Origin of the sequence: Lentilactobacillus sp., from assembly GCF_040773105.1 — a bacterium.
GTDB lineage: Bacteria > Bacillota > Bacilli > Lactobacillales > Lactobacillaceae > Lentilactobacillus > Lentilactobacillus parabuchneri.
Window position 1 is genome coordinate 1 of record NZ_JAXGWW010000043.1, and the last position, 13759, is coordinate 13759.

At 43.8% G+C, this 13759-nt stretch carries 13 protein-coding genes and 1 pseudogene; 10 read left to right on the forward strand and 4 right to left on the reverse strand.

Annotated features, from left to right (window positions below; all coding sequences use genetic code 11):
* Positions 1 to 22: 22 nt before the first annotated feature.
* The 7 genes from AB3112_RS03795 to AB3112_RS03825 all read left to right on the forward strand — a co-directional run bounded on the left by AB3112_RS03795 (position 23) and on the right by AB3112_RS03825 (position 7705).
* The gene (locus AB3112_RS03795) at positions 23 to 826 is read left to right on the forward strand and encodes an MBL fold metallo-hydrolase (RefSeq protein ID WP_084973734.1); all 804 of its coding nucleotides are present in this window, start codon (positions 23 to 25) and stop codon (positions 824 to 826) included.
* A 92-nt stretch (positions 827 to 918) separates the two neighbouring features.
* Entirely contained in the window at positions 919 to 2178 is a 1260-nt protein-coding gene (locus tag AB3112_RS03800) for a S1C family serine protease (RefSeq protein ID WP_084973732.1), read from the forward strand.
* Between the two features lie 172 nt (positions 2179 to 2350).
* Positions 2351 to 3526: a hypothetical protein gene (locus AB3112_RS03805; RefSeq protein ID WP_367333975.1), complete on the forward strand. Its 1176-nt coding sequence runs from the start codon at positions 2351 to 2353 to the stop codon at positions 3524 to 3526.
* Complete coding sequence (locus AB3112_RS03810) at positions 3481 to 4539, forward strand: hypothetical protein (protein WP_367333976.1); 1059 nt, start codon at positions 3481 to 3483, stop codon at positions 4537 to 4539. Before AB3112_RS03805 ends, AB3112_RS03810 begins: the two co-directional genes overlap by 46 nt.
* A gap of 803 nt (positions 4540 to 5342) precedes the next feature.
* Positions 5343 to 5822: a 23S rRNA (pseudouridine(1915)-N(3))-methyltransferase RlmH gene (gene rlmH, locus AB3112_RS03815; protein WP_084973728.1), complete on the forward strand. Its 480-nt coding sequence runs from the start codon at positions 5343 to 5345 to the stop codon at positions 5820 to 5822.
* A 260-nt stretch (positions 5823 to 6082) separates the two neighbouring features.
* Positions 6083 to 6850 carry a glucose 1-dehydrogenase gene (locus tag AB3112_RS03820; RefSeq protein ID WP_084973726.1) on the forward strand — a complete coding sequence of 256 codons (768 nt, stop codon included), beginning with the start codon at positions 6083 to 6085 and terminating at the stop codon, positions 6848 to 6850.
* A 108-nt stretch (positions 6851 to 6958) separates the two neighbouring features.
* Complete coding sequence (locus AB3112_RS03825) at positions 6959 to 7705, forward strand: gamma-glutamyl-gamma-aminobutyrate hydrolase family protein (protein ID WP_084973723.1); 747 nt, start codon at positions 6959 to 6961, stop codon at positions 7703 to 7705.
* Between the two features lie 58 nt (positions 7706 to 7763).
* Here AB3112_RS03825 and AB3112_RS03830 read toward each other — a convergent pair whose 3' ends face one another.
* On the reverse strand, positions 7764 to 10064 hold the full coding sequence (locus tag AB3112_RS03830) for a glycoside hydrolase family 31 protein (RefSeq protein WP_367333977.1): 2301 nt from the start codon (positions 10062 to 10064) through the stop codon (positions 7764 to 7766).
* Positions 10065 to 10198: 134 nt separating this feature from the next.
* Here AB3112_RS03830 and AB3112_RS03835 point away from each other — a divergent pair, with 134 nt between their 5' ends.
* Positions 10199 to 10867: a hypothetical protein gene (locus AB3112_RS03835; RefSeq protein WP_084973719.1), complete on the forward strand. Its 669-nt coding sequence runs from the start codon at positions 10199 to 10201 to the stop codon at positions 10865 to 10867.
* Between the two features lie 100 nt (positions 10868 to 10967).
* Here the strand turns inward: AB3112_RS03835 and AB3112_RS03840 are convergent, their stop codons facing one another.
* Together AB3112_RS03840 and AB3112_RS03845 are read right to left on the reverse strand one after the other, a co-directional pair.
* On the reverse strand, positions 10968 to 11375 hold the full coding sequence (locus AB3112_RS03840; RefSeq protein ID WP_084973717.1) for a hypothetical protein: 408 nt from the start codon (positions 11373 to 11375) through the stop codon (positions 10968 to 10970).
* A 25-nt stretch (positions 11376 to 11400) separates the two neighbouring features.
* The gene (locus tag AB3112_RS03845; RefSeq protein ID WP_057909407.1) at positions 11401 to 11802 is read right to left on the reverse strand and encodes a hypothetical protein; all 402 of its coding nucleotides are present in this window, start codon (positions 11800 to 11802) and stop codon (positions 11401 to 11403) included.
* A 210-nt stretch (positions 11803 to 12012) separates the two neighbouring features.
* Here AB3112_RS03845 and AB3112_RS03850 point away from each other — a divergent pair, with 210 nt between their 5' ends.
* Complete coding sequence (locus AB3112_RS03850; protein WP_367333978.1) at positions 12013 to 12903, forward strand: 3-hydroxyacyl-CoA dehydrogenase; 891 nt, start codon at positions 12013 to 12015, stop codon at positions 12901 to 12903.
* Between the two features lie 59 nt (positions 12904 to 12962).
* Here AB3112_RS03850 and AB3112_RS03855 read toward each other — a convergent pair whose 3' ends face one another.
* Entirely contained in the window at positions 12963 to 13352 is a 390-nt protein-coding gene (locus tag AB3112_RS03855; protein WP_084973714.1) for a tautomerase family protein, read from the reverse strand.
* A 182-nt stretch (positions 13353 to 13534) separates the two neighbouring features.
* On the opposite strand from AB3112_RS03855, the pseudogene AB3112_RS03860 reads away from it, so the two are divergent.
* Positions 13535 to 13759, forward strand: a pseudogene (locus AB3112_RS03860) (NAD-dependent formate dehydrogenase); the annotation flags it as partial.

Sequence of the window (13759 nt, forward strand, 5' to 3'; positions counted from 1 at the left end):
AAAGTTGGGAAGAAGAACCTTTATGGATAATGATGAAATGCAAATTAGTGTCCTTGCCAGTGGCAGCACTGGTAATGTGACGTATATTGAAACGCCGCAGCACAAGATCCTGCTGGACGCCGGATTGAGCGGTAAAAAGATCGCTGGGCTTATGAGTTCGATTGGCCGGGATTTAAGTGACGTTGACACACTCCTGGTGACCCATGAACATTCCGATCACCGACAAAGTGTGGGCGTCCTGGCCAGAAAATATGGCCTGAGCGTTTACGCGAATGAAGGAACCTGGAATGCCATGAATTCGAAGATTGGTAAGGTTTCAGATGATCAGAAAAATATTTTTCCGCCGGATACCGTGATGGACTTTGGCGATATTGATATCGAAAGCTTTTCGGTTTCTCATGATGCTGCCGAGCCCCAATTCTATGTATTTCATCATCGGAATAAATCGTTTGTGGTCCTGACTGATACCGGGTTTGTTTCCGATCGTATGGAAGGCGTCATTAAGGACGCTGACGGATATTTGTTGGAATGTAACCACGATATTGAGATGCTGGAAAACGGTGAGTATTCATGGCCATTAAAACAACGGATTCTTGGTGATCAAGGGCATTTGTCCAACGAAGACGGTGCCAATACCATGCTGGACGTGATTGGCCATCGGACCAAGAAGGTTTTCTTAGGTCACCGCAGTCAACACAACAATATGAAGTCACTCTGTCATCTGACAGTTGCGTCAATTTTGGCCGATCATGATATGGGCGTCGGTCAAGACTTTAAGTTGTACGACACGGAGCCGGAACAAGCATCACCTTTAATGATTATTTAAAGATCCTTTAGATATTTCTAAACTTTTGAACACACTTTCGTCATGAAAAAAGTATATTATAGTTAATATAAAATAATAAGGGGGCACGCTAATTGGCACAAAATAATGGTTTTGGAAAATTTGTTGCAACTGCCGTAATCGCCGGCGCACTTGGTGGCGGAATTACTTACGGTGGTGTCACTTATTTCAACAATAGCAATAGTGGAACTGGAACAGAGTTGGTCTCAGGTACTAATAAGAATGGCAGTACCAAGGTCAGCAACGTTAAAGTGAACTTGAATACCCAAGCAGAAAAAGCGTTCAACGCAACTAAGAGTACGGTTGTTTCTGTTATTAATTTGCAAAAAGAAAGTGAAAGCGATGATACCTTATCCGGCATCCTGGGACAAATTCAGGGCGGCTCTTCAAGCAAAAAGAAGAGCAGCGGTGAACTTGAAGCCTCAAGTGAAGGCTCAGGTGTGATCTATAAGAAGAGTGGCAACACCGCTTATATCGTAACCAATAACCACGTGGTTTCCGGTGCCAATGCCCTCGAAATTATCTTGAGTGACGGTTCCAAGGTTTCCGCTAAGGTTGTCGGTAAGGACGCAGTGAGTGACCTTGCTGTCCTCAAGATTAGCTCAGATAAGGTTACGAAAGTTGCGACCTTTGGTGATTCCGACAATATTAGGGTTGCAGAACCGGTTCTTGCAATTGGGTCGCCACTTGGTTCGCAATATGCAACCTCGGTTACTCAAGGAATCGTTTCCGCAAAGAAACGGGAAGTTCCGCAAACCTCTGAATCGGGTCAACAAATTGGGAACGCAACGGTTATTCAAACTGACGCTGCCATTAACCCTGGTAATTCAGGCGGACCACTGATCAACTTTGCCGGTCAAGTAATTGGAATTAATTCCATGAAGCTCGCTTCTGATCAACAAGGAACCAGTGTTGAAGGGATGGGCTTTGCGATCCCAAGTAACGAAGTTGTGATGATCATCAACCAACTGATTAAAAACGGTCAGGTTATTCGACCAGCGCTTGGGATTGGGTATACTGATTTGTCAAACATCTCTGAGGAACAGCAACGCTCTATTTTGAAGCTGCCTAAGAGTGTGACCCAAGGGGCAGTCGTACTGAAGGTTAATGCCAATTCACCTGCTAAGCGAGCAGGACTGGCCAAATATGATGTGATTACCGAGTTGGATGGCACTAAGATCACCCAACAAAGTCAATTACGAGATATCTTATATAAACACCAGATTGGCGATAAGATTTCTGTTACCTATTACCACAAAGGTTCAAAGAAGACTGGTAGCATTACCTTAAATCAGAAAGCAACCAGTAAAGTATTGAGTGAAGCAACTAAATAATTTTAAACTAAATCTCCATTCGTTGGCATTGAGCTGATGAATGGAGATTTTTTTATAGATACACACTCACTTATTTAACATAAGTGTAATACTTAATATAGATGTAATGTTAATAAATTGCTCAATAAGATACAATTGGAGTGTAGTTAAATTCATAAAAGGGGAAATGGACATGAAAATTCATATTAAGGAATCGGCAGTTATTTCTATGGCTGCCCTGGGATTCTTCGCGGCAGTTGGGATATCGCAGTCCACAACTGTTTCGGCAAAATCTCGAGTTAAAGTGACATCAAACGTCAAGTTAAGAACTGATGCCTCATCAAGAAACGTGACCTTTACTGGTAAAGCCGCGTTGTTTAATAAGGCTTCCTCACTTAAATCAGCTAAAAAGAAGACAACAACTGTGACGTTGAAGGATCTCGCACGGTCCAACAAATCCAGCCAAAACGTTCGGGCATACCGCGTTGCAAGAACCAATCAGGGTAAGGTCTATTACAAAGTGGTTACTTTTGACGGCAAATATCGTGGTTGGATTTATGGTGGCAAGAGCCGTTCCAAATTTGCTGGGGGTTTGAAAACATATCAAACTTTCAAACAGGGAACGCTCACCAATGATATGGCAAATGGGACGTTCCAGTTTGCAAACCTGGGCACCGCAAACGACAACCAAACGGTTACTTATAAGCAACCAGCTTGGACCCAATACAAAGTTGGTCGTCAGGTAACTGATTCAAGGTCGTACGCAAACGTTAATTACAAGATTGATCGTGCTGGAACCAGAACTCGTGAGGGTGATCAGTGGGTTCATATTTACGCAATTAACAACGGAAACTCTGGCGCTGACGGCTGGATTTTGTATTCAGGTTTGAAATCCGCCACAAATAATAACTCTCCGATCGCTGACAACGCAGTTCGCATTAATTTGGTGGATTCAGCTACGGGTGCATCATTGACTTCAGTTGACTATACCAAGTCTGGTGCGACTAAAGGGGCCACTTTAGGGACGAACACCAATGGCGTCTGGCAGCTTGCCTCAACTGATTCAAGTGCGATCCAATCTCAGATTGCGACTGCATTGAATCGATTAGGCTACACTGGATTTACGTTAACCCAAGGCCAAATGGCAGCGATTGCCCAAGGAACCTTTGGCGCAAGCGTCACGATTTCGGTCGTCAAGCCGACGATTAACAAGGCTGTTCGAATTGTCCTCACCGACCCAAGTGGCAATGTCATCAATTACGTTGACTATACAAACAATAAGGCTGTAAACGGCCAAACCCTTGGTACGTTGGATGGTTCTACATGGAAGTTGGCGGCAACCGATGCATCCCTATTCAGACTAAATTAGTGGATGCCTTGAAAGGAACCAGCTATCAGCTGAGTGCCAACAACACGCTGACCGCCGATCAACAATCATTGATTGCGCAAACCACATTTGGCAACCAAGTTTCCATTAAGACTGTTGCCGTCAATCCAATTAAAGACAATGAAGTTCAGTTGTCATTTGTCGATGGGACTGGCCAAGCTGTTGGATCCGTTAAATTGACGAAGGGCAGTTCGGATAAGACTGCTTTGGATACGATTAAAGCTGTCAGCGTCAGTGATCCAACTTCAAGCGATAGCGCAACTCTTAAAAAGGCCTACGCCGCATTGCTGACGAAGGCTGGAATTAAAGGGTATACCAGCGACGGGCTTTCCAACGATCAGTTGGCGGCCAATACCGCTGCGTTGAAGGCGGCTGACTATGGTAAGGATGTTAAGTTGGTTGTGGCAAAATTGCCAGCTAAAGCCTTGGCTTCAAAATTTAGTTTTTTTGATCATGCAAACCAAATTATAGGTACGGCTGATGTTCCAGTTGATTACTTTGAAAATGTAAATGGCAAGCGTGATACAGATGTAAACTTTAGTAAAGCACTGGCTGCTGATACAAATATTAACGGTTATTTGGGTGATAGTATTTCGGTTAAGCAGTTTGAGAAAGCACTTGAGGATCAAGGGCTAACGACTATTTATTATGCAGCTCAAGATGATAAATTTCCGTGGACATTTGGTGGAACTCATATGGGAGCAAATGATTTAGATGGTGATGTATCAGCTGATGGATCAATTTTTAACTCCAAATATAAGACAAAAAATGTTTGGGTTTATAAGGTAACCATATCTGTTAAAGCAGATACCAATAGTGTCGGAATCGGAGATAAGGCATTATTTGACAAAGACGGTAATGTAACTATTGGCGATACTGGAAAGGAACTTACTTTAAGGTATATCGGAGAAGGACATAAAATTAACCTTGGGGAAAAGAATAACTATAAAGTTAGCTCACTGCAGCAGTTATACCAATTAGCCACAGCTAAATAAAATAAATCTAACGGAAAAAAGAAATACTCGCTCTGTAAGTGCGGGTATTTTTGTTTAAATAGCTTAAGGCTTCGTTATTAATTCCTCAAACGGAATACACAGAATAACCCCCTCCTTGGTCTGAAACACGCTGTACTGCTCGTATTTGGGGTCAATATTACCAGGCATCGGCAGCACTAGCTTCCCTTCTTGATTAATCAATTTAACTGACATGGTTGATTCTCCAATCTAAAAATAAGATTTGTTCGGATTATGATGGGGATTTTTGACTCAATTGGTCTGATTTATCCGCAAACAAGGAACTTTAGGACCGTTTACGAACGGGTATGATGGATTACTCGGAACTTGTACCCTACACATGATATAAATACGAACAGTAACCCGGTTTTTATTTAAAAAATTCATAACATGTAAACTTTTGATATATTGTCCACATTTGGGCTGTGGATAACTCTGTGGACAATCCACAAGGTAATGTGAAGCACTGATATATTAACGTTGATAAGTTATCCCCCAAAATGGCGAAGTTATCCACAGAAATTGTGGATAACTTTTTTTGGCCTAAAAAAGGGGTTTGTTCGTTGCGACAAAGATTGATATAATGGGGTTTGCGGTGACAGATTGCGAACACACGTTGTCCACAGTTTTGTGGATAACATTTTTGGCCCTTGACATTTTTTCAAAAAATGCGGGTGCCAAAAATAATAGTTGTGTGCATAAACCTGTGGATAACTCTGTGGACAACTTGTTAATAAGCCCACTTTTTTACACAGGACAAATCGATAGTTGGAGGAAATAACATAGTGAACATCAAACTGGTCGTTGTTGGTAAATTAAAAGAGAAGTATTTTAAGCAGGGGATTGCGGAATACGCAAAGCGATTATCGCGCTTTTGCAAGTTCCAAATCGTTGAAGTTGCCGATGAGAAGGCGCCTGAGTCACTCAGCCAAGCGGAAATGGACGAAGTCATGGACAAGGAAGGTGCGCGAATTTTAGATAAAATTAAAGACCGCGAATATGTCTATGCACTTGCGATATTGGGTAAAGAGCGATCTTCTGAAGAGTTTGCGAAGGAGATTGCGGATCTGACAACTTATGGTCATTCCGATTTGACGTTTGTGATTGGCGGCTCGCTTGGGTTATCCAAGCACGTTCTCGACCGGGCGAACACTCAGATTTCCTTTGGCCGCTTCACGCTGCCTCATCAATTGATGCGACTGGTGCTGACTGAGCAGATTTATCGGGCGTTTATGATTAATGAAGGTAGTCCATACCATAAGTAGACTTTATATTATCTAGCTGAACGTGTGACGACAGCCGGCTGCAAGCATACTTGGCAATCGGCCGATCTTGGTCGTTTAAGTCCAACAATCATTCATTCGAAATAGGGAATGAGCGATTGTTGGGCTTTAATTATGGGATCAAAACGTTTTTTGATTCACTTTTTTTCGCTGATTGAAGAAATCCCTTTTCTTTTACACGATCCACCAATAGGATACAATAACCTTGTAAGCGTTTTATAACTTAAAAGGAGGGCTTTTCTATGACAGATCGTTTAAAAGATAAAGTTGCCATCGTTACTGGTGCCGGTTCAGGAATGGGTGCTGCAATGGCTAAACTGTTTACCGCTGAAGGTGCTAGTGTGGTGGCTGCGGATCTAAACAAGGATCGGGTTGATGATGTGGTTTCGGAAATTACGAGCGCTGGTGGTAAGGCCGTGGCAATCAAGACGGACGTTTCGAATGAGTCAGATATTCAGGATATGTTTGCGTTGGCTAAGACTGAATATGGCAAACTGGACATTGTCGTTAACAACGCCGGCATCATGGACAACATGGCTCCAATTGGTAATTTAACTGATGATATGTGGCACAAGGTCTTCACAGTGAATACAGACAGTGTTATGTACGCGACTCGTGAAGCAGTCAAAGCATTTCTACCAAAGAAGCAGGGTGTGATCTTAAACATCGCCTCTGTTGGTGGCACTAATGGTGGGCGTGCCGGAGTTGCCTACACGGCTTCCAAACACGCGGTGGTCGGCTTAACCAAGAATACCGCCTACATGTATCAAAACGATGGTATCCGTGTGAATGCGATCGCTCCTGGTGGAATTAAGACCAACATTGCCGAGTCAATGGGAAAGAACATTGATAAATTTGGTTTTGAACGTCAATCTCAGGGAATGGGCGCATCACCCGAACCGGGAACGGCTGAAGAAATTGCAAACACGGCCTTGTTCCTGGTTTCCGATGAAGCACGTTATGTAAATGGTGCTGTGTTGGCTGTTGATGGTGGTTGGACCGCATATTGATGACCTGTGGATGAAACGTAGATATTTTACTCGTTCATAATCGCCCCTTTTTTCGATCATTTGTATTACTATTATTAGCAATACAGAACTAAAGGAGGAGTGGCTGCCATGGATAAAAAATACACAATTGGAATTCCTGCCGAAATCAGGCTGATTAAAGACTTGGAACGCAACTCGGTTAACAATAATGAAGTTGCTGGTATTATTCAGCACGGTGGTGTGCCGATCATGATTCCAACACGCAACCCGGAATTGATGGCGCGCTACGTTGATTTAATTGACGGCCTATTATTGCCGGGAGGTCCTGACGTAGCTCCACGTTTTTATGGAGAGGAGCCGGTTCCTGAATTAGGCGATGTCGATGCCTTCCTGGATGCGAGTGGAATTGAGCTGGTCAAGCTGGCGGTCGCCAAACGCAAACCAATTTTTGGTATCTGCCGGGGAACGCAGGTGATTAATGTTGCACTTGGCGGGACGCTTTATCAGGACATGTATAGCCAGCGTAATCGACCAACTCTGCAGCACTTCCAAAAGGCACCACTGCCGCAGGGGACACATTCAATTTCGGTAACGCCGGATAGTTATTTGGAAAAAATCATTGGCGGCGGGGATGCTATTTTGGTGAACAGTCACCATCACGAATCGATTAAGGCGGTGTCTTCTCAACTAAACATCTCTGCATTGGCTAAGGATGGCGTGATTGAAGGCGTTGAAAGCAAAGACGACGACCTGATTATCGGTGTTCAGTGGCATCCTGAAGCCATGTATACGACTGACTCCAAGCAAGACGCGTTGTTTGCTGATTTTATGAAACGAGTGGCGCGATATGCCCGGGCAACAAGCGCAGATAAATAAGTCAAAATGGATCCGCAAGCAGTTAGCTGAAAATGCTGACTGCCTGCGGATCCATTTTTTACTGGTAGGTTTCAGTTTTCGAATTGTAATTTAACATGATGAGTTGATCGGGCAGTTCGACGACGATCCTTTGATAGACTGGGGCAAATCCATGGTGGGTTAACCTGACACTCACATGATCGTCTTCGACCACAATTTGATAATCGTTGTACTCGCCATTTCGGTAGTTGAAGTCTAAACCATCATCCTGATAGTGATGATAATTGCCGGAGTGACCGTAAACGGTGAAGGTCATTTGTTGATCCGGCTGTTCTGAAATATGATCGACTTCTTCGCCCCACGGCAAGATCGTGTTTTTCTTGATAAATAATGGTAGTTTGTCCAGCGGTGCGTCGACGACAATGTCTTGTTGGCCGCTGTATTCTTGATGATTCCAGAAATCCACCCAGTCTCCTTTTGGCAGATAAACCAGGCGCTTGGTTTGCGACGGTTGAACGATTGGGGCTACGAGAACCGAGTCGCCGACCATGTATTGATCGTTGATGTCATGGACACGACGGTCTTCAGGATAGTTTAAAACAAGTGGTCGCATCAGCGGAAGACCGGACCGTTCTTCTTTCGCAAATAAATCGTAGAGGTAGGGGATGAACCGGTAACGTAATTTTAAGTACTTTCGGTAAATCGATAACGTCGGTTCGCCAAATTGCCAGGGTTCCTGGTCACGAGTGCCCATAGCGCTGTGATTTCGCAGTAACGGACTAAAGATTGCCGCTTCAATCCAGCGCGTTAATAATTCGGGGGTGACGTCTGACCCGAAGCCGCCAATGTCGGTTCCGGAAAAGCTAAATCCGCTCATTCCGAGGTTGCACAATTGCGGGATAAGCAGTTGAACGTGGGGCCAAATGCTATGGTTATCGCCGGTCCAGACAGTGGCATACTTCTGAGTTCCAGAGTATGCCGCACGGGTGATGACAAAGGGCCGTCTGTCCGTTGCCCGTTTGATGCTGGCATAGGTTGCCTGATCCATATTATGCGCGTAGACATTATGCATTTTCTTGTGGGTCGAGGGACGGTCATGGTCGCTAAAGACGATATCTTGGGGGATTTCACCGACAAAGGAAGCTGGCTCGTTCATGTCGTTCCAAATCCCCGCCACGCCTAAGTCGGTCAAAAATTGATCGTTATTTGCCCACCAATCGCGGACTGCTTGGCGACCAAAATCAGGAAAGACAGAGTCGCCCGGCCAGACTTGATTGACGTAGACATTGCCGTCGGGCCTTTTGACGAAGTAATCATGTTTGATACCTTCATCGTAAATGTTGTATCCTGGGTCTTTCTTGACACCCGGATCAATAATTGCCACAATTTTAGTCCCCTGATTTTTCAAGTTGGTCACAAATTTCTTCGGGTTACCCTGATAAGCATCGTCGTTCCACGTAAACACGCGGTAATCGCGCATATAGTCGATATCCAGGTGAATGACATCAAACGGCAGGTCGTATTTGTGCAAATCGTCAACGATTCCTTGGACCATTTTCTGAGTGGCGCTATATCCCCACCGTGACTGCTGATACCCTAACGTCCATTTTTGCGGCAGCGGGGTGCGGCCGGTTAAGTAGGTGTAGTTGCTGACAACGTCCTTGAGGGTTTTCCCACCGATAATGTAGTAGTCCAGATTGCCGGCTTCTGCTGAATAGAAGTAGTAATTGGCGCTTTCTTTCCCCAAATCAAAGTGGCTGCGATAAGGGTTATCGAAGAACAGACCATACGGATGACCATCTTTTAGCCCGAACATGACCGGCACCGACTTATATAATCGGGTGAAGTTCTCCAAGTGAGGCGCTGGGTCGTCGGTATTCCAGTTGTCGTACTCATAGCCGCGTTTGTTCATGTAGCCGGTTTTGTCACCAAGACCATAGATCGATTCGTCGGCTGCTAAACGCTTAACCACCTCATAGTAAGCCGTATTATCCTGGTCGTTTGCGCCAGGGACGTTGTGGCCCTCTTCTTTGATAAACTTTTTGTGGGCTTCATCAATTCCCCGATCCAGTGGCGTTCGGGTTCCCCGGTAATCGGTAACCAGTGGGTTTCCTGCCGGATCATAAGCATCGATGTGCAAAGCTTTATCGATGTGGAGCGTCAGTGCAGCAGTTATGAGTTCATAGTGATTGGCCACTTGATTGAACTTAAATTCGGTGGCCTGCTGCTTATCGCCCTCAATGGCGTAGGAGTCATCAGGTTCACCCCGATTTTCAAATACTCGGATGATTGCTGGTGTTATAACGGTGAGTTGAAGTTTAGCTGGATCATTAAAGGTAATTGTTTGGTTTTCTTGATGGTAAGTCGGCAAAGTCGCCATGTTTGTCAGTCCTTTCGTTGGGGCTATCGTAGCACATGGGAGTTTGGTGGTCCAACGCGAAAACAAAATATTTCGCGGAAGTTGATAGATGAATTATGATGTTAACTGATAAAACAAAAATGGAGGCATTCGAAGTGGAATTAACGACCGCAAAAAATTATTTATTACTAACTGAACGAATTGCCAAGAAGCCGATGCTGCGGACAAGATTTACCAGTCAGTCGTATTTCGTGTTGGCGGCACTATTGGATCTCGCTGACCAGGATATTTTAACCATTGATGATAATCTTGACGTGAAGGATGGCGAAAAATTCGCTCAGTTGCCATCTTATTTAAGTGTGTTTAAATCAGAACTCTCTGATGAAATTAACCAGGGTCGTGAGCTTAAAGACAGGCTCTCAGTCATTACCAGTTGGGATATTGCCAATCAACTATATGATGGGCTTGGTAGTGAACTGTTGGCTGCCGACTTAGTTACCAAAGTGTCGTTTAAGAATAACCTTGATACCCACGTGATTTATGTACCAAAAGCCAAGGCTCGAAATCAAGTGCGCGAGGAGTTGCGTGAGCAGATTAATAGTTCAAAGATCAGCCGGAATGCCATTAGCTTGGTCGTAATTTTGGAGCAGCTGGACGCCTTGAAGTGGGTGTTTACCGACCAAGATGAGTCGTCAGAGTTGACGTCAGCGTTTCACCAGCAGGTTGATGGGGATGCATTTTACGCCAAAGAAAAAGCCCTGGCCAAATTGGCTCAGGACATTATTACGCGGAAGAAGTTTTGGTTTGATTCGTGGTTGAGTTGAGGAGGAGTTAATTTGCCAGGTATGGCAACGATAAGTACGGTTAATATGGATATTCAATAAAGGTTCAAAAGGTGTCAAAGATGTTTTGAATACTAACTTCCTACCAGTGATAATACCGATAATTAACAACTGCTTTAGAAGTTTTGTCCCATTTCCAAATCATCTTTTTAGCGTTCACATATTTGGCATACGAATATATTGGTGAAAATATTCCGGAATGCGGCTCTTCGTGACTCAATAAGTATTTGTGATGGCTAATTTGCTTATATTTGACGTTAGTTTCGGGAATACCAAAGCGTTCGCCGCCTTCAGGTCCCCAAAACGAAAATATTTTAGTGCCGAATGTGATCCTGGAACTGCCGTTATGCCACTTTGTATGTTTAAAAATTTGTGGAATACCCTTATGCCAAGAACTTGCTTGAACTTTGTTTTGTTGTCCGATCCCTGAAAATCCTATCGGAATACCGAGTGAAATTGAAATAAAGGTGAGTGTTTTTTTCATCTGCATGTTTTTTCCCCCCAAAGACAATTATTTAGAACCAGTTAGTGCCATAGTATACTTTTAAGATTTTGAATGAAGATTTATGAGCCCATTCCACATCAAATCCATAGTGGCTATTTCCATCATATTTTCCGTGTGTGCCTCCGGTTAAATGCCAGTTGAACCCATCTGCTCCAGCATACCAAGTTCTAACGACCTCGCCGCGACGTAAATATTTATAAAATGACCACCGATTTTGATATGCATAACGTCCATAAGTAACCTTATAAACTTTTGTGGGCTGTTTCACACGAACTTTATATTCATGCCGATAATGTTCCTCCCAATAAAAAGGTTGTAATGTGGATGCTTTCGAGATATTGGATGTCAGCGCAAAGAAACCAATACCTGAGATTACCGATGCTGTGGTTAAAACAAGTCTCATCAATTTCATTATCGTATCTCCTCCTGTTAACCTTGCTGTTATTATACGACTATAAAATAATTATCGGAATATTTCGGGAAAAATTTGGATGTTACGATGATGCTTTGTGTACCCTGCATTCCTAAGATACCAAGCCCCTTTCGTTGCATTTCACAAGCAATCTGCTATATTAAAGTGAGTTGATGTAACCGTTTACAAGCACTCAAGGGGGAGTTATTTATGGCTATCAAAAAGGTGACTGTTGCAGGTAGTGGTGTGTTGGACAGTCAGATTGCATTTCAAAGCGCGTTTAAAGGCTTTGACGTAACTGTTTATGATATTAGTCAAGAAGCTGTTGATAAAGCCGAAGAACGAATTAGGGGATTGCGACATGCTTATCGTCACGATATTGCCGCTACAGATGATGAATTTAACGCTGGCATTTCCCGACTAAAATTTACGGATGATTTAGCTGGGGCGGTTAAAGATGCCGACTTGGTCATTGAGGCAATTCCGGAAAACCCTGATATCAAGCATGAATTCTATAAAAAGTTAGCTAAATTAGCGCCAAGTAACGCCATTTTCACAAGTAATTCGTCAACGTTGGTGCCAAGTATGTTTGCGGCTGATACTGGTCGGCCAAAACAGTTTTTGAACATGCACTTCTCAAACCAGGTTTGGTTGAACAACACTGCTGAAATCATGGGATCACCTGAAACGGATCCGGCAATCTATCAAGAAATTGTGCAGTATGCCCGAGATATTGGGATGGTTCCAATCCAGCTCAAAAAAGAGCAGCCAGGCTATATTTTAAATTCGCTACTGATGCCATTAAATGCTGCTGCCGGTGCCCTGTGGCTTAAGGGTGTGGCTGATCCAAAGATGATTGATCGGACCTGGATGGCTGCCACCGGAGCTCCCTGGGGACCGTTTGGAATCCTGGATGCTGTTGGAATTCGAACAGCCTATAATATTACGTTAGCGGCTGCCGAAAAGAATCCCGATGCTAAGCCGCTCGCAGATGCGTTTAAAAAGATGCTCGACGAAGGCAAGTTAGGTATTGAATCTGGAGAAGGGTTCTACAAATATCCCGATCCAGAGTATAAGACAAAGGAATTTTTGCAGGGCTAATACAAAATAAAATGAGAACCACGGCTGGATGCGATAGCCGCGGTTCTCATTTTTATTAATTAAAGTTTTCCGGTTAAAAACTGTGCTTCCCCATTACCGAAGCTCCAATCGTCATCGTTGTTTGGTACTAGGCTGACGATGACGTCTTCTTTTCGGATACCAAGTTCCCCATGCAAGCGGTCGGCTAATTTTTGATAAAAGGCCTGCTTGTCCTTGGTCGTTCGTGGGCGGGTCACCAAGTTGAAGAAGACCACGTCTTTTGTTCGTTCAATGCCTAGTCCGGTATCGAGGATCTGCATTTCGACTGGTTCGTGCTGGGTCAAAATTTGATAGCGGTCACCCTTTGGTGTGTGGAAAGTGTCAAGTTGGACTTCGTAGGCAACGTCCAGCATTTTCTTGAGATAAGTTTCGTCATGACCTTTGATGACGTCGATTCGCATAAGTGGCATGTTCATTCCTCCATTTTGTGGGTATTTATTATTTTAAGTATATGCTGATTTTGCTGGAAACAAAGGATTTATGCCTGACTAAAAAATAAAAAACGCTTTGGTTGAAAACGCTTACAGACGTGCTAAAATTTAGACGCTGAGAAATGTTGGCTTGGTTTGCTTTGTAGAAAGGATCGATCACTATGACCAAAGTTTTAGCTGTTCTGTATCCGGACCCCGTTGATGGGTTCCCGCCAAAGTACGTTCGAGATGATGTTCCAAAGATTACCCATTATCCGGATGGATCAACGGTACCGACTCCTGAAGGGATTGATTTCAAGCCTGGCGAGTTACTGGGAAGTGTTTCCGGTGGCCTTGGTTTGAAGAAATACTTGGAATCAAAAGGGGTTGAATTTGTCGTCACATCC

Excerpts from the sequence above, each read along its gene's own strand:
- AB3112_RS03830 (WP_367333977.1), bottom strand. The coding sequence starts at position 10,064 with ATGGCGACTTTGCCGACTTACCATCAAGAAAACCAAACAATTACCTTT.
- AB3112_RS03810 (WP_367333976.1), top strand. The coding sequence starts at position 3,481 with ATGGAAGTTGGCGGCAACCGATGCATCCCTATTCAGACTAAATTAGTG.
- AB3112_RS03795 (WP_084973734.1), top strand. The coding sequence starts at position 23 with ATGGATAATGATGAAATGCAAATTAGTGTCCTTGCCAGTGGCAGCACT.
- AB3112_RS03855 (WP_084973714.1), bottom strand. The coding sequence starts at position 13,352 with ATGCCACTTATGCGAATCGACGTCATCAAAGGTCATGACGAAACTTAT.
- AB3112_RS03805 (WP_367333975.1), top strand. The coding sequence starts at position 2,351 with ATGAAAATTCATATTAAGGAATCGGCAGTTATTTCTATGGCTGCCCTG.
- AB3112_RS03840 (WP_084973717.1), bottom strand. The coding sequence starts at position 11,375 with ATGCAGATGAAAAAAACACTCACCTTTATTTCAATTTCACTCGGTATT.
- AB3112_RS03845 (WP_057909407.1), bottom strand. The coding sequence starts at position 11,802 with ATGAAATTGATGAGACTTGTTTTAACCACAGCATCGGTAATCTCAGGT.
- AB3112_RS03825 (WP_084973723.1), top strand. The coding sequence starts at position 6,959 with ATGGATAAAAAATACACAATTGGAATTCCTGCCGAAATCAGGCTGATT.
- AB3112_RS03820 (WP_084973726.1), top strand. The coding sequence starts at position 6,083 with ATGACAGATCGTTTAAAAGATAAAGTTGCCATCGTTACTGGTGCCGGT.
- AB3112_RS03850 (WP_367333978.1), top strand. The coding sequence starts at position 12,013 with ATGGCTATCAAAAAGGTGACTGTTGCAGGTAGTGGTGTGTTGGACAGT.